At 74.4% G+C, this 18,487-nt stretch carries 16 protein-coding genes and 1 riboswitch; of the genes, 9 read left to right on the top strand and 7 right to left on the bottom strand.

Annotated features, from left to right (window positions below):
* The gene (locus ACH4E8_RS27095) at positions 1-984 is read left to right on the top strand and encodes a methyltransferase (RefSeq protein ID WP_398452772.1); all 984 of its coding nucleotides are present in this window, start codon (positions 1-3) and stop codon (positions 982-984) included.
* On the top strand, positions 981-2,144 hold the full coding sequence (locus tag ACH4E8_RS27100) for a cytochrome P450 (RefSeq protein WP_398452774.1): 1,164 nt from the start codon (positions 981-983) through the stop codon (positions 2,142-2,144). The genes ACH4E8_RS27095 and ACH4E8_RS27100 overlap by 4 nt, the downstream gene beginning before the upstream one ends.
* A 12-nt stretch (positions 2,145-2,156) precedes the next feature.
* On the opposite strand, the gene ACH4E8_RS27105 is transcribed toward ACH4E8_RS27100, so the two are convergent.
* The gene (locus tag ACH4E8_RS27105) at positions 2,157-2,885 is read right to left on the bottom strand and encodes an STAS/SEC14 domain-containing protein (RefSeq protein ID WP_398452776.1); all 729 of its coding nucleotides are present in this window, start codon (positions 2,883-2,885) and stop codon (positions 2,157-2,159) included.
* A gap of 221 nt (positions 2,886-3,106) precedes the next feature.
* The gene (locus ACH4E8_RS27110; protein WP_398452778.1) at positions 3,107-3,775 is read right to left on the bottom strand and encodes a flavin reductase family protein; all 669 of its coding nucleotides are present in this window, start codon (positions 3,773-3,775) and stop codon (positions 3,107-3,109) included.
* Positions 3,776-3,831: 56 nt separating this feature from the next.
* Here ACH4E8_RS27110 and ACH4E8_RS27115 point away from each other — a divergent pair, with 56 nt between their 5' ends.
* From ACH4E8_RS27115 to ACH4E8_RS27125, 3 genes are all read left to right on the top strand, one after another.
* Positions 3,832-4,581: an ArsR/SmtB family transcription factor gene (locus tag ACH4E8_RS27115; RefSeq protein ID WP_398452781.1), complete on the top strand. Its 750-nt coding sequence runs from the start codon at positions 3,832-3,834 to the stop codon at positions 4,579-4,581.
* Between the two features lie 100 nt (positions 4,582-4,681).
* A complete protein-coding gene (locus tag ACH4E8_RS27120) occupies positions 4,682-5,272 on the top strand; it encodes a hypothetical protein (protein WP_398452783.1) in 591 nt (196 codons plus the stop codon).
* A 56-nt stretch (positions 5,273-5,328) separates the two neighbouring features.
* Positions 5,329-6,285 carry an aminoglycoside phosphotransferase family protein gene (locus ACH4E8_RS27125; protein WP_398452786.1) on the top strand — a complete coding sequence of 319 codons (957 nt, stop codon included), beginning with the start codon at positions 5,329-5,331 and terminating at the stop codon, positions 6,283-6,285.
* A gap of 49 nt (positions 6,286-6,334) precedes the next feature.
* Here the strand turns inward: ACH4E8_RS27125 and ACH4E8_RS27130 are convergent, their stop codons facing one another.
* Together ACH4E8_RS27130 and ACH4E8_RS27135 are read right to left on the bottom strand one after the other, a co-directional pair.
* On the bottom strand, positions 6,335-6,982 hold the full coding sequence (locus ACH4E8_RS27130; protein WP_398452788.1) for a DUF1326 domain-containing protein: 648 nt from the start codon (positions 6,980-6,982) through the stop codon (positions 6,335-6,337).
* A 211-nt stretch (positions 6,983-7,193) separates the two neighbouring features.
* On the bottom strand, positions 7,194-7,865 hold the full coding sequence (locus ACH4E8_RS27135; protein WP_398452790.1) for an endonuclease: 672 nt from the start codon (positions 7,863-7,865) through the stop codon (positions 7,194-7,196).
* A gap of 134 nt (positions 7,866-7,999) precedes the next feature.
* Between ACH4E8_RS27135 and cbiE the strand changes: the two genes are divergently transcribed.
* The 3 genes from cbiE to ACH4E8_RS27150 are packed head-to-tail and all read left to right on the top strand — an operon-like array spanning position 8,000 to position 10,807.
* Entirely contained in the window at positions 8,000-9,262 is a 1,263-nt protein-coding gene (cbiE, locus tag ACH4E8_RS27140) for a precorrin-6y C5,15-methyltransferase (decarboxylating) subunit CbiE (protein ID WP_398452792.1), read from the top strand.
* Complete coding sequence (cobM, locus tag ACH4E8_RS27145) at positions 9,259-10,008, top strand: precorrin-4 C(11)-methyltransferase (protein ID WP_398452794.1); 750 nt, start codon at positions 9,259-9,261, stop codon at positions 10,006-10,008. The genes cbiE and cobM overlap by 4 nt, the downstream gene beginning before the upstream one ends.
* Positions 10,009-10,051: 43 nt before the next feature.
* The gene (locus ACH4E8_RS27150; protein ID WP_398452797.1) at positions 10,052-10,807 is read left to right on the top strand and encodes a cobalt-precorrin-6A reductase; all 756 of its coding nucleotides are present in this window, start codon (positions 10,052-10,054) and stop codon (positions 10,805-10,807) included.
* Positions 10,808-11,018: 211 nt separating this feature from the next.
* Here ACH4E8_RS27150 and ACH4E8_RS27155 read toward each other — a convergent pair whose 3' ends face one another.
* The 3 genes from ACH4E8_RS27155 to ACH4E8_RS27165 are packed head-to-tail and all read right to left on the bottom strand — an operon-like array spanning position 11,019 to position 14,517.
* Positions 11,019-12,518 (bottom strand): precorrin-2 C(20)-methyltransferase, encoded by a 1,500-nt coding sequence (locus tag ACH4E8_RS27155; protein ID WP_398453015.1) that lies wholly within the window; start codon positions 12,516-12,518, stop codon positions 11,019-11,021.
* Between the two features lie 20 nt (positions 12,519-12,538).
* Positions 12,539-13,210 (bottom strand): precorrin-8X methylmutase, encoded by a 672-nt coding sequence (locus ACH4E8_RS27160; RefSeq protein ID WP_398452799.1) that lies wholly within the window; start codon positions 13,208-13,210, stop codon positions 12,539-12,541.
* Entirely contained in the window at positions 13,207-14,517 is a 1,311-nt protein-coding gene (locus ACH4E8_RS27165) for a cobalamin biosynthesis protein CobG (RefSeq protein WP_398453017.1), read from the bottom strand. Before ACH4E8_RS27165 ends, ACH4E8_RS27160 begins: the two co-directional genes overlap by 4 nt.
* A 71-nt stretch (positions 14,518-14,588) precedes the next feature.
* A riboswitch (cobalamin riboswitch) is annotated at positions 14,589-14,700 on the top strand.
* Between the two features lie 46 nt (positions 14,701-14,746).
* Here ACH4E8_RS27165 and cobN point away from each other — a divergent pair.
* Positions 14,747-18,340, top strand: a complete 3,594-nt coding sequence (gene cobN / locus ACH4E8_RS27170) for a cobaltochelatase subunit CobN (RefSeq protein WP_398452801.1) — start codon at positions 14,747-14,749, stop codon at positions 18,338-18,340.
* The last annotated feature ends 147 nt before the right edge of the window (positions 18,341-18,487 follow it).

Raw genomic sequence — 18,487 nt, forward strand, 5'->3', positions numbered from 1 at the left:
ATGCCTTTGCCCGAAGAATCCATCGGTGTCCCGGCTCCGGTTCTGGACCGGCTCGGCGCGGCCGGGTACCGGGCCATGATCGCCGGTGTCCGGCTCGGGGTGTTCACCGCGCTGGAGGACGGCCCGCTGTCCGTCGATGAGTTGGCCACCAGGGTCGACGGTGACCCGGCCGGGGTGCGCAGCCTGGTGAACGTCCTGGTGACCTTCGGCTACCTGCGGCGCGACGCCGACGGCGACGGGGTCACGACCGCCGCGCCGCTCGGCCCGGTGGACGGCGAACTGTTCTGGCACGAGGTCCTGTTCGAGTACTGGGCCGACGTCGAGGACACCATCCGCACCGGCACGCCCCGCCGCGACTTCTACACCTGGCTGCGCGAGCGCCCCGCCACCGCGGCCCGCCTGCGCCGGACGTTCGCCGGCGCCGCCGCGGCACTGGCCGACGACATCGCCGCCGCGCTGCCTCCCGCGGCGACCGTCCTGGACGTCGGGGGCGGCCACGGCGACCACACCGTCGAACTGTGCCGCCGTCGCCCGGACGTGCGGGTCACCGTCTTCGACCGGCCCGAGACGATCACGGGCCTGCGCGAAGACGCCCCGCCCGACCGGGTGACGGTGCGGGCCGGCGACTACCTCACCGACGACCTGGGTTCCGGGTACGACCTGGTGCTGCTGTTCAACGTCGTGCACGGCCACCACCCCGAGGAGTGCCGCGAGCTGCTCCGGCGCGCGGCGAAGTCGTTGTCCCCCACGGGAAGCATCGCCGTCCTCGACCACGACCGGGAACCACCGGCCGGGCTGGGTCCGGCCGCGGCCGGGTTCCTCGGCACGTTCGACCTGACCCTGTGGCTGGGCCAAGGCGGCGGCGTGCACCACTACGCCGACCTCGCGGCATGGCTGGGCGAGGCCGGGCTCACCGAGACGCGGGTCGTACCGCTCGCCGCGTCCCCGCTGGAGAAGCTGCTGATCGCCGGCCGGCCGTCGTGACCGCCGACCCGTACCCGGGCTACGCCTGGTTGCGCGAGCACGACCCGGTCTGCCCCGTCGACGACCCGCACGTCCCGGGCCGGACGTGGCTGGTGACCCGGTACGACGACGTCCGCGCCTGTCTGGCCGACCGCCGCCTAGGCAGCGGGGCCCCGGTCAACCCCGACCCGCACCCGCCCGGGCTGTCCAATCTGGACGATCCCCAACACGCCGGGCTGCGCCGCCTCGTCGCCGCGGCGTTCACCCCCGCCGTTGTGTCCCGGCTGCGCGATCGCACCGCCCGGACCTGCGCGCACGCCGTCGAGTCGTTCGCCGGGCGGGGCCGCGCGGACCTCGTCGCCGAATACACCCGGGAGGTCCCGGTCGCCGTCGTGCACGACCTGCTCGGCATCCCGGAAGCCGAGCGCGCGCCCGCCGCCGACGTGCTGGACATGTGGTACCGCGCGAAGTTCCAGCAGCCGCGTGACGAGGCGAAGCTGTCCGAGGTGCTGGGTTACGTCCGGAGGCTGGTGGCCTACAAGCGATCGCACCCGGGGGACGACCTGCCGACCCGGTTGATCGAGTCGGGCGCACTGACCGGGGACGAGCTGGAGGTGATGGTCATGACGTTGATCGGCGCCGGTCACATCACCACGATCCAGTTCCTCGGCACCACCATCCTGCGCCTGCTCGGCCACCCCGACCAGCGAGCCGCCCTGCTCGACGGCGACGTGGACTGGTCCCAGGCGATCAACGAGCTGCTGCGCCTGGACTCGCCGGATCACGTGGCGGAGTACCGGTACGCGGGCGAGGACCTGACGATCGCGGACGCCCGCGTGTCGGAGGGCGACGTGGTGCTGCTGTCACTGGCGGCGGCGAACCGCGACCCGAACAAGTTCCCCGACCCCGACGCCCTGGACCTCACCCGTGACGCCCGCCCCCACCTGGCCCTCGGCCACGGCGCACACACCTGCCTGGGCAGCCATCTGCTGAAGCTGCAGACGGAGATCGCGATCACCACGCTGTTCGAGCGCCTGCCGGACCTGGCCCTGGACATCCCGAGCGGCGACATCGACTGGGGCTACGCCCCGACGTTCCGCGGCCCCAAGGCCCTCCCGGTCACCTTCACCCCCTCCCTGGCACCCCTGCCAACAGCCGATGGCCGGGTCTGCGCGTCGTAGGTCCCTCAGGGTTCATTCGGATTCGGATGCGGTGGGACGGGCCGATTGTCGTGGGGCCGCTGCCGCCCAGGCGACGGCGTCGTCGAGCTGCTCGTAGCCGAAGTGTCGTACCTCGGCCCGGACGAAGTGGTTCGCCAGGTGGGGCATCAGGTCGGCGAGCCTGGTGTCCGCCGCCAGGCCGATCCTGCCGATCCGCCGGTGGTGGTCGCGCACGAAGCGCAGATGGCTCAGCAGGCCGCCGACGTTCTCCCAGCCGGGGAAGTCACGGGCGTGGAGCACGACGCCCGTCAGTTCCTCGTGGGTGTCGAGCCACGAGTCGACGGTGGAGGCCAGGGCGTCGAAGTCCTGGGTCCGCAAGGGACTGTCGATCGTCACCAGGAGCACGCCGGAGTCCGGCAGGATCCGGTGGGACACGCCGGGGCCCTCGGGGAGCGAGGCCAGCCAGCGCAGGGCCTCCGCGCGTTGGTCGCCGTCGTACGCCCGCACCGGACAGGGCATCAGGAACCTGGTGAGCCGGGTCGCCTCCCGGATCCACCCGACGTCGCTGACGATCGCACAGCCCTCGAACAACCGCATGGAGCGGGTCCCGACCTTGAGGTCCTCCCAGGCGGCTCCCGGAGCGAACGACTGGAACTCGGGACCGAACTCGCACAGGATCCGGATCCTGCGGCCTTCGGCGCGAGCCGCGTCGACCAAGGGCTCGATGACCGTCTCGTAGTCGTTCCGAGAAACGACCCCCACCGCTTTGAGTGCGTCAACGCCGGCAGGCGCGTCACTCAGCCGTTCCAGCATCCCGCCCTCCCTTCCTCCAGGCGATCCCGAGGCACGCCCCGGCAGTGGCTTGACCGGCTGCGGTCACCCTTCGACGCTACGCGGCCCGCGCCGAACCCGCAGACCGGAGCAGGTGACGGCGCGGCCGATGGCAGTCGCAAGGTCGTACGGGCGGCGTCGGGCCACGCCCTTCAGCGGGCGGTGGCGAGGGGCGCGGCCCGATCCGCCCGCGGTGTTTCGGAGATGCCGCTGTGGCCGAGTTCGGGCCCGAGGCCGAAGTAGTGCCGGAAGTTGTAGATCAGCGGGCTCCACGCCGCCGGCTCGATGTGCTGGGTGCCCGGGATCACCAGGTGCGGGGCGGCGTGCACCTTGAGCACACGGGCCTCGACGATCAGGAAGTCCCCGTCGGCCGCGGTGCCGACCTTGGCGGCCCGGGCCTCCAACTGGATCGGGCACTCGGCCACCCGCGGCGGGCGCACCACCTGCGACCGCTGCGCCCGCAGGCCGGCCGCCCCGAACTTGTCCGGCTCGTAGCGGGTCCGGCGCTGGTCCTGCCCGGTCGCCGACGGGCGTCCGGTGAGCCGGCCGAGCCGTTCGACGGCGGCCCACTGCGCGGGCTGGGGCAGGTTGATGACCAGGTCCGGTCGGGAGGCCAGGTTGGTGCCGGTCTGGCCGTGAATCCCGAGCCCCAGGACCACCGTCTGCCCCAGGGCCCAGGCCGATGAGACCGGTGCGAGGTTGGCCGTGCCGTCGGCGTTCTCCGTGGTCAGCAGCGCGACGGGCGTTCCGAAGTAGAGGATGCTCGGGGTGATCGTCAGATGGCTTCCGGCCTCCGCGGACCGGTTCGGTGCAGTTTCCATGCGGCGACCGTAGGAGGGCGACGGTTCGGCCGGTGCCGAAGGGTTCGCGTGCCAGGATGGACGGCGTGAACGACACCGCCCGGACCGGGAGCGCGGCGCACGGCGAAGACGGACAGGGCCTCGCGAGCATCGCCGCGCTGCTTGCGGACCGCACCCGCGCCCACTTCTGCCTCACGCTGCTGGACGGCCGGGCCTGGACGGCCGGCGAGCTCGCCAGCGGTGCGGGGGTAGCCCGCTCGACCGCCACCGAACACCTCAACGCCCTGGTCGGCGCGGGTCTGCTGGCAGAGGTGAGGCAGGGGCGCCACCGCTACGTCCGGCTGGCCCGTCCGGAGGTGGCCGAGCTGATCGAGCAACTGGCCGGCCTGGCCGGTACGCCGCTGACGGCGAAGGCGCCCGCTTCGCTGTCCGCCGCCGGCCGCAAGCGCGCCCTCGCCCGGGCCCGCACCTGCTACGACCACCTGGCGGGCGCGCTCGGCGTCGCCCTCACGGACGCGATGACCGAGCACGGACTGCTCGATTGGACGCACGGCCTCACCCTCACCCCCGCCGGTGCGGCCTGGCTCGACGAGCTGGGCATTTCGACCCCGGCACTGACCACCGGGGCACGCCGCCCGGCCGTTCGCCCGTGCCAGGACTGGACCGAACGCCGACCGCACCTGGCGGGCGCCGTGGGGGCCGCGATCTGCCGCCACGCCTTCGAAGACCACTGGGTGACCCGGGTCGGCACCACCCGCGCAGTCCAGCTCACCGACACCGGACGTGCCACGCTGGCCCGACACCTGGGACTGACGGACCTTCCCTGACCGGGGAAGCCCGGCACTGCAACACGGTCCGGGCGTCGGCGGTCCGCGTTTCCAAGGGCCGCGTCGAGCGTTCTCACGGCGGCGTGCGAGAGTGGCGCGCATGGGCAACTCGCGGGCTTATCCCGTCTTTCGTACCGTTGACGCCGTCGAGGCGTGGACGCAGGGGCTGCGTCTGAACGCTCTGCTGGCGGAGCGCGCCGACGAGGTGACGTTGATTGCGGACCTGCTGACCGTCGAGGACGCCCGGAGGATGGCGGCCGCTCTGCCCGGGGCCGAGTTCAACTACGGCACCCCCCGGGTCGACCCGGTGACGCGGGAACACCTGGACTTCGGCCTGGACATCGCCACGGCGGACGGCTCCCTGCTGGAGCAGGAACTGCCGTTGTCCGTCCTGCACTACGTCGCCCCCGGCACCGTGGAGGACCGGTTCGTACGGGCCGTGGGGCAGGGCATCGCCTCGATCGGTTTGTCCGGCAGGTGGCCGGACGACCCGACGACGGACGCGCACGGCTTCGACGCGTACGACGGCGTCGAGGTCCTCTTCAACTGCGACAACCTCGACTGGAAGCAGCCGACCGGCCGCCACACCGTCTTCGTCCACGTCGACAAGTGCGGCGACCTGCCACGCGCCGAGAAGCTCGCCGCGCACCTCGGCGGCACCGTGCTGGGAGACGCCCAACTCGGCTGGTGAGCGGGGACGATTTGGGGCGGGCCGCGGCGTCGTGGCCGCCGTGGAAGGATCGGGCGATGACCGATTCCAGGACGCCGCAGCAGATCGCCCACCGCACCTCCGCGGCCTTGGCGGCGGCGGTCTCGGCGGGGCGTGACCTCGGACTGTCGGTGACGGACGCCCGGGTGCTGCACGACGTGTTCTCCGTCGTCGTGCACCTCGCGCCCGCCCCCGTCGTCGTCCGGATCCCGGTGGTCCTGCCCGACTACGTCGACCTCGACTTCCAGGCACGCCGCCAGCGCTCGGAGCTGGACGTGACCCGGTGGCTCGCCGACCACGGGTGCCCCGTGATCCCGCCCAGCCCGCTCGTGCCGCTGGAGCCCGTGCTGCGCGACGGGTTCTCGATGACGTTCTGGCAGTACGTCGAAGAGGACCGGGACCGGGAGCCGGACTACGTGGCGAACGCCGAGAGCACCGCCGCGCTGCACGCAGCCCTGCGCGCGTACCCGGGCGAGTTGGAGTTCCTGTCCGCGGCCGAACCGCGGTTCGTCACCGACGGCCTGGCCGCGCTCGACCGGCGAAGCGACCTCATCGCGGCCGTCGACCTGGACCGGGCGCGCCGGGAGTGGGAGGTGCTGGCGCCCCTGGTGTCCTCGCGCGCCGCCTTCCACGAGGCGTTCCCGGGGGTCGAACTCCAGCCGATCCACGGCGACTCACCGCCCGCGAACGTCTTCCCCGGGGTGCACGGCGATCTCCACGCGGACTTCGAGCTGGTCACCCTGGGGCCCGTCGAGTGGGACCTGGCGGGCTTCGGCCCCGAGCACCACGCGGCCTACGAACGCGGTGCGCGCCGCCACGGCGCCCGGCCGCTGAACGCGGACGTGCTGGGGTTCGTGAACGCGGTCGGCATGCTGCGGGCCGTCTCCTGCCTGGCGCTGGCTCCGCAACTGCCCGTGCTGGTCGAGTACGTGCAGCCGGCGGTCGAGCACTGGCGGACGCTGCCGTTCGCCGGAGGCGTGCCGCGCCGACGGTGAACCGCCCTCCGGCAGGCCGGCGCACGGCCGGAGGGCGGCGGTCGCCGCGCTACGCCTCCGGGCGCCAGTCGAACGGGAAGTGCTTGCTGGACCCGCCGCGGTACTCCGCGGAGAAGTCGAAGCCCTCGGCGCGGTCCGCGCTCACCACGCCCCACGTCGCCACCTGGCCGGGGCCGACCTCGGCGCCCGGGGCGTTGATCAGCTGCACCCGGCGGTTCGGGTCCGCCGTCGGGCCGGTCAGTGCCGTGGCCCCCACGCTCACCTTGTCGCCGACCGAGGCGCGCCAGTACGCGAGGTCCTCGGCCGCGTCGAAGCGGATCGGCGCGTACTGCACGTCGCGCACTTCGGTGATCAGCGAGCCGAACTTGCCCGGCCACCCTCCGACGTTGCCGCGGAAGATCTCCTCCAGGGCGTCGCGCTGCTCCTGCGTGCCCTTCGCGTCGATGTAGAACATCGCCGTCATCGTGGCGTCGGGGTCGTCCACCCACATGTTCCCGGCGAACTCGCCGAGGGCCACGATGCCGAGGCCGTCCAGGCGCACGTCCCCGAAGTGGCCCTCGTGGATCTGCCACACGAGCGTGAACCGGCAGGCGCCGTCCGTCGGGGCCTGCGCGAAGGTGCACGGGCAGGGCATCGAGCAACTGCACACGTCGAACCACTCGCCCTTGAGGTGCCAGTCGGTCTTGGTCTCGCTCATCGGAGCTCCCCTCTCGCAATACCCCGGTGGGGTATGTGTCCTGACGGGAGGTTAGCCCTTGGTCGACAGTCAGGTCAAATACCCGTGGGGGGTATATGTGGCGGGTGTTCCGGGGAGGATCTGGAGTTCGACGTCGGCGGCCGGCCGCGCGCGGACCGCCGCGGCCGAGCGGAGGGCCTGCCGTGCGCGGGACCCGGCCGGTACGCGGCGCTCAAGCGGCCGCGCGCAGACCGTCCGCCGCCCGGGCGAGCTCGACCCGGACCAGGGCGGCCGCCAGTCTCGGCAAGTCGTCGGCGGAGACCAGGCGTGCCAAGCCCTCCGGGGTGTTCGGCAGCCCGAGCGCCCCCGCCGCGTGCCGGGCCCGGGCGTCGAACGCCGGACGCAGCTCCGGCCACACCCCCTGCGCCTCCCGGCAGAAGATGTCCGCCCCCACCGGCCCGATCCGCGGAACCTCCTGCAACAGCTCGCGCAGCCGCGCCGGGTCCCCGTCGGCCGCCGCGCGCAGCCGCCGCAGGTCACCGCCGTACCGGTCGAGGACGAACTCGGCCCCGGCACCCAGCGCGGTCGCCGTGCTCTCGTCGTAACGCCGGTAGTGCGCCCGGCCGAGCGCGTCCACCCGGTCCTGCCAGGACGCCGCCGCCATCGCCCGCGGCGTACGCATCCCGGCCGCGAATAGCTCCCGCGCCGCCGCCACCGCGATGTCGGCCTTGATCCGCACCGAGAACAGCACGCAGAGCGTCAGTAACTGGTACAGCGGCGCGGGGGTGTTCCGCAGCCGGACGCCCGCCTCCGCGGCGTGCGTGCGCCCGTACTCCCGCATCAGCCGCCGTACGGTCGAACGCTGTGCCACGGCGACCTCCCGAGGGCTGCCCCCACGCACCATCCTCCCGCCGACCGCCAGCGCCGACCACCCGGCGAGACCGCCCCACCCGACCACGGACCCGCAGGCCACCGCCCCGTAGAGTGCATCTCCGTCGCCCCGACACACCAGCCCACCGAACCCCGAGGTGCCCCACCGTGAGCGTCGAACGCCGCACCGCGCCCGCCGCCGTGACCGTCGTAGGGATCGGCGCCGACGGGTGGCAGGGCCTGCCCGACCGCTCGCGCACCGCACTCCTCGACGCCCAGGTCCTCATCGGCGGCCCCCGCCAACTCGACCTGCTGCCGCCGGAGTGCCCGGGGGAGCGGATCCCCTGGCCCTCGCCGCTGCGTCCCGCGGTGCCCGGGCTCATCGCGACCCACGCCGGGCGCCGCATCGCCGTCCTGGCCAGCGGCGACCCGATGTTCTACGGCATCGGGCGCACCCTCACCGAGATCCTCGGGGCCGACGCGGTGCACGTCCTGCCGCACCCCTCGTCCGTCTCCCACGCCTGCGCCCGCCTCGGCTGGCCCCTGGAGGACGTGGCGGTCGTCACGCTCGTCGGCCGGCCCGCGGCCCGTCTCGCCGCCGCCCTGCACGACGGCCGCCGCGTCCTCGTCCTCAGCGCCGGCGCCACGACGCCCGCCGACGTCGCCGCGCTGCTGCGGGACCGCGGCTTCGGCCCCAGCCCGATGCGGGTGCTCGAACAACTCGGCGGACCGAACGAGCGGATCGGCGACGAAGTAACCGCCGACCACTGGGCGCAGCCGCCCGGCGACCCCCTGAACGTCGTCGCCGTCGAGTGCCGCCGCGCCCCCGACGCGCTGCGCCTCGGCGCCGTACCTGGGCTGCCCGACGCGGCGTACGAACACGACGGGCAGCTCACCAAGCGCCACGTCCGGGCCGCCGCGCTCGCCGCGCTCGCGCCCGCGGCCGGCGAACTCCTGTGGGACGTCGGCGGCGGATCCGGCTCGATCGCCGTGGAGTGGATGCGGACCCACCCGACGTGCCGCGCCGTCAGCGTGGAACGCGACCCCGTCCGCGCCGAACGCATCACCCGCAACGCCGAGCGCCTCGGGGTGCCCGGGCTACGCGTCGTCACCGGCGCCGCCCCGGCCGCCCTCGCCGAACTGCCCGCCCCGCACGCGGTGTTCATCGGCGGCGGACTCACCGCCCCCGGCCTCCTCGACGCCTGCTGGCAGGCGCTGCCCGCCGGCGGCCGGCTCGTCGCCAACACCGTGACGCTGGAGTCGGAGGCGGTCCTCGCCGACGCCCACCGCCGCCACGGCGGGGAACTGGTGCGCCTCGCGGTGGCGCACGCCGTGCCCGTCGGCGGCTTCACCGGTTGGCGCCAGGCGATGCCCGTGACCCAGTGGGCCGTAGTCAAGACCGAGACCCCCTCCCCAGGAGCAGACAGATGACCGTGTACTTCATCGGCGCAGGCCCCGGCGCCGCCGACCTGATCACGGTGCGCGGCGCCCGTACGCTCGCCTCCTGCCGGGTCTGCCTGTACGCCGGCAGCCTGGTGCCGCAGGAACTGCTCGCCGAGTGCCCGCCGGACGCACGGCTCGTGGACACCTCACAGCTCGACCTGGACGCGATCACGGCCGAGTTGGCGCGCGCCCACGAGGAGGGGCACGACGTGGCCCGGCTGCACTCGGGGGACCCGTCCGTCTTCGGCGCGGTCGCCGAGCAGATGCGACGCCTGGACGCCGCCGGGGTGCCGTACGAGGTCGTCCCCGGCGTCCCCGCGTTCGCCGCCGCTGCCGCCGCGCTCAAGCGAGAGTTGACCGTGCCGACCGTCGGCCAGACCGTGATCCTCACCCGCATCGCGCAGCAGGCCACGGCCATGCCCGAGGGCGAGGACCTGGCGACCCTCGGCCGCAGCCGGGCGCTGATCGTGGTGCACCTGGCCGCCAGGTACGTGGACCGCGTCGTCGACGAACTGCTCCCGCACTACGGCGCCGACTGCCCGGCCGCCGTGGTCGCGTACGCCTCCCGCCCCAACGAGCTGATCATCCGCGGCACGCTCGACGAGATCGCCGGGAAGGTCAAGGAAGCGGGGGTGGTGCGGACCGCCGTGATCATGGTCGGGCGGACCTTGGGCGCGGAGCACTTCCGCGACAGCCACCTGTACTCGCCCGAGCGCGAACGGCACACGTGCTGAACCAACGGCCCGTGAGCCGCGCACCAGGACGGACGGGGCGGCCGTGCACGTACTGATCCTCGGCGGCACGACGGAGGCCCGCGGCCTCGCCGAACTCCTCGCCGCCGACGCCCGCCCCGACCTGCGGGTCACCACGTCACTCGCCGGCCGGGTGGCCGCCCCGCGGCTGCCGCCCGGACAGGTGCGGATCGGCGGCTTCGGCGGCGTCGACGGGCTCGCAGCCTGGCTCGCGGAGCACCGGGTGGACGCCGTCGTCGACGCCACGCACCCCTTCGCCCACGCCATGAGCTTCAACGCCGCCCGAGCCGCCACCGCCGCGGGGGTGCCCCTGCTCGCGCTGCGCCGCCCCGGCTGGCAGCCGGCCGAAGGCGACCGCTGGCACGAAGCCGGCTCCCTGGCGGAGGCGGCCGCGCTGCTGTCCGGGCTCGGCGCCCGGATCTTCCTCACCACCGGCCGCACGGGGCTCGCGGCCTTCGCCGACCTCGTCGACCCTTGGTTCCTCGTACGGTCCGTGGACCCGCCGCAGGCGCCGCACCCACCCCGGATGGAAGTCCTGCTCGACCGCGGGCCGTTCGCCGTCGAAGGGGAACGCGCACTGCTGCGCCGCCACCGGATCGACATCGTCGTCACGAAGGACAGCGGGGGAGCGGCCACCGCGCCGAAGCTGGTGGCCGCCCGGGAAGCGGGACTGCCCGTCGTCGTGGTGCGCAGGCCCCCGACGCCCGAAGGCGTGCCCGCCGTCGCCACGCCCGAAGCGGCCGCCGACTGGATCCGCAGCACTCCCACGGCTGCTCACTGACGTCCGTCGGGCCGGGGAGGCGTTTTCAGGGGCGCTGGGGTCCCCCTCTGGGGCCGAGGGGGCGGAACTGCGCGACCAGCCCACCACCGGCCCGCGGGGAACAACCCTCGCCCAGGGCCAGCGCGGCTCCCTCCGGACGCACCGCAGGCGGGACTTCGCGGACCCGTTTCTGAGGAGACGCCCCCCTGCCGCGGGGGGCGTCAGCCGCTCCTCACGCCTCCGGATACCGCCGCGGAGTCCAGACGATCTCCTCGCCGTCCCCGCGCCGCACGGCCCGCGTCTGCGACGAGCCCACCAGCAGCACCGTGCGCATGTCGACCTCCGCCGGGTCCAGTTCGGCCAGCCGCACGATGCGCACCCGCTCGCCGCTGCCGCCGACGTCCCGCGCCACCACCACCGGGGTCTCCGGCGCCCGGTGCTCCAGCAGCAGGTCACGGGCCTTGCCGACCTGCCAGGTGCGGCTGCGCGAACCGGGGTTGTACAGCGCCAGCACCAGATCCGCCGCAGCCGCCGCGCGCAGCCGCTCGGCGATCACCTCCCACGGCTTGAGCCGGTCCGAGAGGGAGATCGTCGCGTAGTCGTGGCCCAACGGCGCGCCCGCGCGCGCGGCAGCGGCGTGGGCCGCGGTCACGCCCGGCAGCACCCGCACCGGGACGTCGGCGTACGCCTCCTCCGACGCCACCTCCAACACGGCCGTGGCCATCGCGAAGATCCCCGGGTCGCCCCCGGAGACCACCGCGACCCGCCGCCCGCGCAGCGCGAGTTGCAACGCGAACTCGGCGCGCTCCGCCTCCACCCGGTTGTCGGAGCCGTGGCGCACCTGACCGGGGCGGGTCGGCACCCGGTCGAGATAGGTCGTGTAGCCGACGAGGTCGTCGGCCGCGGCCAGGGCGCCGCGCGTCTCCGGCGTCAGCCACAGCGGCCCGGCGGGGCCGGTGCCCACCACGACGACCTCGCCGCGCGCACCGCCCTCCCGCGCCGTCGGACGCTCGACGTCGATCCGGCTCGGCAGCACCGCGACGGAGAAGTACGGGACCGAGTCCGGGTCCACGTCGGCGAGGGCCGCGAGGCGCTGACCCTCCATGGTGGCCCGCTCGACGTACCGGGCGTCCGCCAGCCTGCCCGCGCCGTCCAACGCCCGGCGCACCGTGGGGAAGGTGCGCCCCAGCTTCATCACCACCGCCGAGTCGGTCGACGCGAGCCGGGCCGTGAGCTCCTCCTCGGGCAGCGTGCCCGGCAGGATCGTCAGCACCTCCTCGCCCTCCGCGAGCGGGGTGCCGAGTCGGGCCGCGGCCGCGGAGACGGACGTGACGCCGGGGATGACCTCGGTCTCGTACCGGTCGGCCAGCCGCTTGTGCATGTGCATGTACGACCCGTAGAAGAGCGGGTCGCCCTCCGCGAGGACGGCGACCGTGCGGCCGGCGTCGAGGTGCACCGCGAGCCGGGCCGCGGCCTCGGCGTAGAACTCCTCCATCGCGCCCCGGTAGCCGCCGGGATGGTCCGTGGTCTCCGTGGTGACCGGATAGACCAAAGGCTCCTCGACGTGGTCGGCGCGCAGGTGCTTCGCCGCGATCGAGCGCGCGATGGACCGGCCGTGCCGGGCGCTGTGGTACGCGACCACGTCCGCCTCGGCGATCGCCTCGACCGCGCGCAGGGTCATCAACGACGGGTCCCCGGGGCCCAGCCCCACGCCGTACAGCTTGCCGGTCACGCTGCTGAGTCCGCTCTCGTTCACTCCGCCTCGCTCGCGATCGCGTTGAGCGCGGCGGCGGCGATGGCGCTGCCGCCCCGACGGCCCCGCACCACCAGGTGCTCCAGGCCCGACGGGTGCGCGGCCAGGGCCTCCTTGGACTCGACGGCGCCGACGAAGCCGACGGGCACGCCGATGACCGCGGCCGGCCGCGGCGCACCCTCCTCGATCATCTCCAGCAGTCGGAACAGCGCGGTGGGCGCATTTCCGACGGCGACCACGGCACCCTCCAACCGGTCCCGCCACAACTCCATCGCGGCGGCGCTGCGCGTGGTGCCGAGCCGGGCCGCCAACTCGGGCACGGCCGGGTCCGACAGGGTGCACAGCACGTCGTTGTCGGCGGGCAGCCGCTTGCGGGTCACACCGCTCGCCACCATCTGCACGTCGCAGAAGATCGGCGCCCCGGCGCGCAGCGCCTCGCGGGCGCGGGCCACCACGGCGGGCGTGTACGCGACGTCGCGCACCAGGTCGACCATCCCGCAGGCGTGGATCATCCGCACCGCGACCTGGCTGACGTCGGCGGGCAGGCCCGACAGGTCCGCCTCCGCGCGGATGGTGGCGAAGGACTGCCGGTAGATCGCGGCGCCGTCCTTCTCGTAGTCGTAGCTGGTCACGGTGTTCTTCTCGCTGCTTTCGGTCGTGGTGCGGCTCATGGGGCGATCGCCGCCAGGGCGGTGGCGAAGTCGGAAGGGTCGTCCAGCGGGGCGGTACGGGGATCGCGGCCCCGCACCGCGGTGGTCAGCTCGTATCCGCCGGCGGGCGCGGCGACCGCGTCGATCAGGTCGCCCCGCGGGCGCCCGCAGCGCCGCTCGCACCCGGACCAGTACACGGGCAGGGGCGCCCGGCCGGCGGCCGCCAGGGCCCGGGTCGCGTCCGCCCGCACGTCCGTACGGGACTTGGCGCACCCGGGGCGGCCGACGCAGGCACCGACGCGCAGCCAGGGGGACGCGGGCTCCACGACGAGGCCGGCGGACGCCAGTCGGTCGAGCGCCGCGGTCGCCTGCGGAGCGTCGAGGTCCGGCGCGGGCACCACGACGCCCCGCCACGGGGTCAACCGCAGCTCGCCGCGGGCCGCGGTCCCGGCCGCGGCGACGTCGACCAACTCGCCCCACTGCGCGGCGGAGAGGCGACCGAGCGGAACGTGTACGGACAGGGCGCGTCCGTGGGCTCCCGGCGCGGGGCCGCCGGCGCCCGCCGGCTCCCGCTGCGCCGCCCCGGCCACCTCGATGCCGTCCTCGGCGAGGCGGCTGCGTACCTCGCCGGCCAACTCATCGGCGCTCACGGCGAGTTCGTCCACCCGCCACACCGGCGTCCCGCTCGCCCGTACGGTGGCCAGGAACGTCTCCGCGGCCAGGACCGCGGCCCGCGGCGCGTCCTGCCCGGACACCCGCAGCACCGCACCGCTCGCCCCGAGGCACAGCACGGCCCCGCCGTCCGCCGTCGCCCGCACGGTCACGTCGGCGCCGAGCCCGGCCACGTCGCCGCGACCGTCGTCGACCGCGAACAGGAACCGACCCGACAGCTCCCGGGCCGCAGCGCTCGCGCACAGGGCCCGGTCCAGGGCCACCAGCCAGGGCCGCACGTCACGCAGACCGCGCCCGTCGAGGCCCGACAACGGCGATGCGACGACGTTGCGCACCCGCTCGTGCCCGGGGGCGGGCAACAGCCCCGCCGCACCCAGTGCCCCGGCCAACTCGCCGCCGCAACCCTCCCGCAACCCCCGCAGCTGAACGTTTCCGCGCGACGTGAGGTGGAGATCGCCGTCCCCCAGGCGCCCGGACGCGGCCGCCAGCGCCACCGCCTGCGCGACGCTCACCACCCCTCCGGGGACGCGGACCCGGGCCAGCGCGCCGTCGTCCGCCGCGTGCAGCCGCAAGGTTCCGGGGCAGGCGTCGCCACGTTCCCGCGCAGCCGTGGTGGCCTGGGGCGATGAAGGTGAGGGAGCCATGGCGGCGAGCATACCGATCGTCACACCGGCGGTACGTCCCGCCCTCGTCGCCCGGCCCTTACTATGATCCCCGGCGGACCACCCGGTCCGCCATCGCCACGACGGCGACTGGGGAGGAAGCCGGTGTGACTCCGGCGCGGTCCCGCCACTGTGAACCCGTCCCGCAAGGGCCGGGTGAGCCAGGAACTCCCGCCGTCTGACACGCCCGGGGCGCGGACACCCCGAGGAAGGCCGACGCCGCATGATCCTGCTCCTGTCGACGTCCGACACCGACCTGCTCAGCGCCCGTGCTTCCGCGGGACCGGTGCCCTACCGATTCGCCAATCCGGCCCGCCTCCCGATCGACGACCTGCCCGCCCTCCTCGACGGGGTCGACCTCGTCGTCGTACGACTCCTCGGCGGCCTGCGCGCCTGGCAGGAGGGGCTCGACCTGCTGATGGCCGACGGGACGCGACCCGTCGTCGTCCTCTCCGGCGAACAGGCCCCCGACGCCCAACTGATGGCCGCCTCCACCGTCCCCGTCGGCATCGCCGCCGAGGCCCACGCCTACCTCGCCCACGGCGGACCTGCCAACCTGGCGCAGCTCGCCCGCTTCCTGTCCGACACGGTCCTGCTCACCGGCCACGGCTTCGACGCACCCGCGCCGGCCCCCACCTGGGGCCCCTTGGAGCGGCCCGCGCCGACAGCCGGGGACGGCCCGACCATCGCCGTGCTCTACTACCGCGCCCACCACATGAGCGGGAACACCGGCTTCGTGCACGCCCTGTGTGACGCCGTCGAAGCCGCCGGCGGCCGACCCCGCCCGCTGTACGTGGCATCCCTCCGGGCCCCCGAGCCCGAGCTGATCGACGAGTTGCGCACCGCCGACGCCATCGTCACCACGGTGCTCGCCGCGGGCGGCACCAAGCCGGCCGAGGCGTCCGCCGGCGGTGACGACGAGTCCTGGGACGCCGGCGCACTGACCGCCCTGGACGTGCCGATCCTCCAGGCCCTGTGCCTCACCGGCTCGCGCGCCGCCTGGGAGGAGAACGACGAGGGCGTCTCCCCGCTGGACGCGGCCAGCCAGATCGCCGTCCCCGAGTTCGACGGCCGGCTGATCACCGTGCCGTTCTCCTTCAAGGAGATCGACGCCGACGGCCTGCCCGCCTACGTCGCCGACCCGGAGCGGGCCGCCCGCGTCGCCGGCATAGCCGTCCGCCACGCCCGCCTCCGGCACATCCCGGCGGCCGACAAGCGCCTGGCCCTCGTGCTCTCCGCGTACCCGACCAAGCACTCCCGGATCGGCAACGCGGTCGGCCTCGACACCCCCGCCAGCGCCGTCGCCCTGCTGCGCCGACTGCGCGCCGAGGGCTACGACTTCGGCGACGCGGACGTGCCGGGACTCGCCTCGGGCGACGGCGACGAACTGATCCGCGCGCTGATCGATGCGGGCGGCCACGACCAGGACTGGCTCACCGACGAACAACTCGCCCGCAACCCGGTGCGGATCCCCGCAGCGGACTACCGGCGGTGGTTCGCCACCCTGCCGAAGGAGCTTCGCTCGGCCGTCGAGGAGCACTGGGGCCCGGCGCCGGGGGAGATGTTCGTCGACCGCAGCGCCAACCCGGAGGGCGACATCGTCCTCGCGGCCCTGCGCTTCGGCAACCTGCTCGTGCTGATCCAACCGCCGCGCGGCTTCGGCGAGAACCCGATCGCGATCTACCACGACCCGGACCTGCCGCCGTCCCACCACTACCTGGCCGCGTACCGCTGGATCGCCGCGGCGCAGTCCGACGGCGGCTTCGGCGCCGACGCCATGGTCCACCTGGGCAAGCACGGCAACCTGGAGTGGCTGCCCGGCAAGAACGCGGGCCTGTCCGCCGCCTGCGGACCGGACGCCGCACTCGGCGACCTGCCGCTCGTCTACCCGTTCCTCGTCAACGACCCCGGCGAGGGCACCCAGGCCAAGCGGCGCGTCCACGCCACCCTCGTCGACCACCTCGTCCCGCCGATGGCCCGCGCCGACTCCTACGGCGACATCGCCCGCCTGGAACAGCTCCTGGACGAGTACGCCCAGATCTCCTCGATGGACCCGGCGAAGCTCCCGGCCATCCGCGCCCAGATCTGGACCCTCATCCAGGCCGCCAAGTTGGACCACGACCTCGGCCTGGCCGACCGTCCCGACGACGACGGCTTCGACGACTTCCTGCTCCACGTCGACGGCTGGCTGTGCGAGGTCAAGGACGCCCAGATCCGCGACGGCCTGCACGTCCTCGGTGCCGCGCCCGCCGGGTCCGACCGCGTCAACCTCGTCCTCGCGATCCTGCGCGCCCGGCAGATCTGGGGCGGCGCCACCGCCCTGCCCGGTCTGCGCGAAGCCCTCGGCCTGGACGAGTCCGCCGCCACCCGCACGACCGCGGACGAGGCGGAGCAGCGGGCCCGCGACCTGGTCCAGGCGATGGAGGACGCCGACTGGGACCCGGCCGCCGTCCCCACCGAGCACGGCGAACAGGTCGCCGCCGTCCTCGCGTTCGGGGCCAACGAGGTCGTCCCCCGGCTGGCGGCGACCACCGACGAACTCGACCACGCCGTGCACGCCCTGGCCGGCGGCTTCGTCCCCGCGGGCCCCTCGGGCTCGCCGCTGCGCGGACTGGTCAACGTGCTGCCGACCGGCCGCAACTTCTACTCCGTCGACCCCAAGGCCGTGCCCTCCCGGCTCGCCTGGGAGACCGGACAGGCCCTCGCCGAATCCCTGGTGGAGCGCTACCGCACCGACAACGGGGAGTGGCCCACCTCCGTCGGTCTCTCCCTGTGGGGCACCAGCGCGATGCGGACCGCCGGCGACGACGTCGCCGAAGCCCTCGCCCTGCTCGGCGTCCGACCCGTCTGGGACGACGCGTCCCGCCGGGTGACCGGCCTGGAAGCCATCTCGCAGGAGGAGTTGGGACGCCCCCGGATCGACGTCACGCTGCGTATCTCCGGCTTCTTCCGCGACGCGTTCCCGCACACCATCGGCCTGCTCGACGACGCCGTCCGGCTGGCCGCCTCCCTCGACGAGCCGGACGAGGTCAACCACGTCCGCGCCCACGTCCGGGCCGACCTCGCGGAGCACGGCGACGAACGCCGCGCCACCACCCGCATCTTCGGCTCGCGACCCGGCACGTACGGCGCCGGCCTCCTCCAGCTCATCGACTCCCGCGACTGGCGCACCGACGCCGACCTCGCCGAGGTCTACACCGTCTGGGGCGGCTACGCCTACGGCCGGGAGCTGGACGGCCGGCCCGCGCGCGACGAGATGGAGACCGCATACCGGCGCATCGCGGTGGCGGCGAAGAACACCGACACCCGCGAACACGACATCGCCGACTCGGACGACTACTTCCAGTACCACGGCGGAATGGTCGCCACGGTCCGCGCGCTGCGCGGCACCGCCCCGGAGGCGTACATCGGCGACTCCACCCGCCCCGAGACGGTCCGCACCCGCACCCTCGTCGAGGAGACGTCCCGGGTCTTCCGCGCCCGGGTGGTGAACCCCAAGTGGATCGAGGCGATGCGTCGCCACGGCTACAAGGGCGCCTTCGAACTCGCCGCGACCGTGGACTACCTCTTCGGCTACGACGCCACGACCGGCGTGATCGCCGACTGGATGTACGACAAGCTCACCGAGACGTACGTCCTGGACCCGACGAACCGGGCGTTCCTCGAACAGGCCAACCCGTGGGCGCTGCACGGCATCGCCGAACGGCTGTTGGAGGCCGAATCCCGCGGAATGTGGGCCGAGCCCGACCCGGCGGTGCTGGAGGCGCTGCGCCAGGCGTACCTGGAGACGGAGGGCAACTTGGAGGACGAGAAGTAGGTCCCCGGCGCCGGGGGGGGCCCCCCGCCCGGGGCCCCCCCCCCGGCCCCCCCCCCCCCCACCCCGGGGTAAACGACCGTGGGCCGGGTGGGCCCCGGTGGGCCAGGGCCCCCCGGACCCCCCCGCCCCGAGGGCCCCCCCCCACGC

Source organism: Streptomyces sp. NPDC017979, assembly GCF_044328175.1.
In the GTDB taxonomy this organism is placed as follows: Bacteria; Actinomycetota; Actinomycetes; order Streptomycetales; family Streptomycetaceae; genus Streptomyces.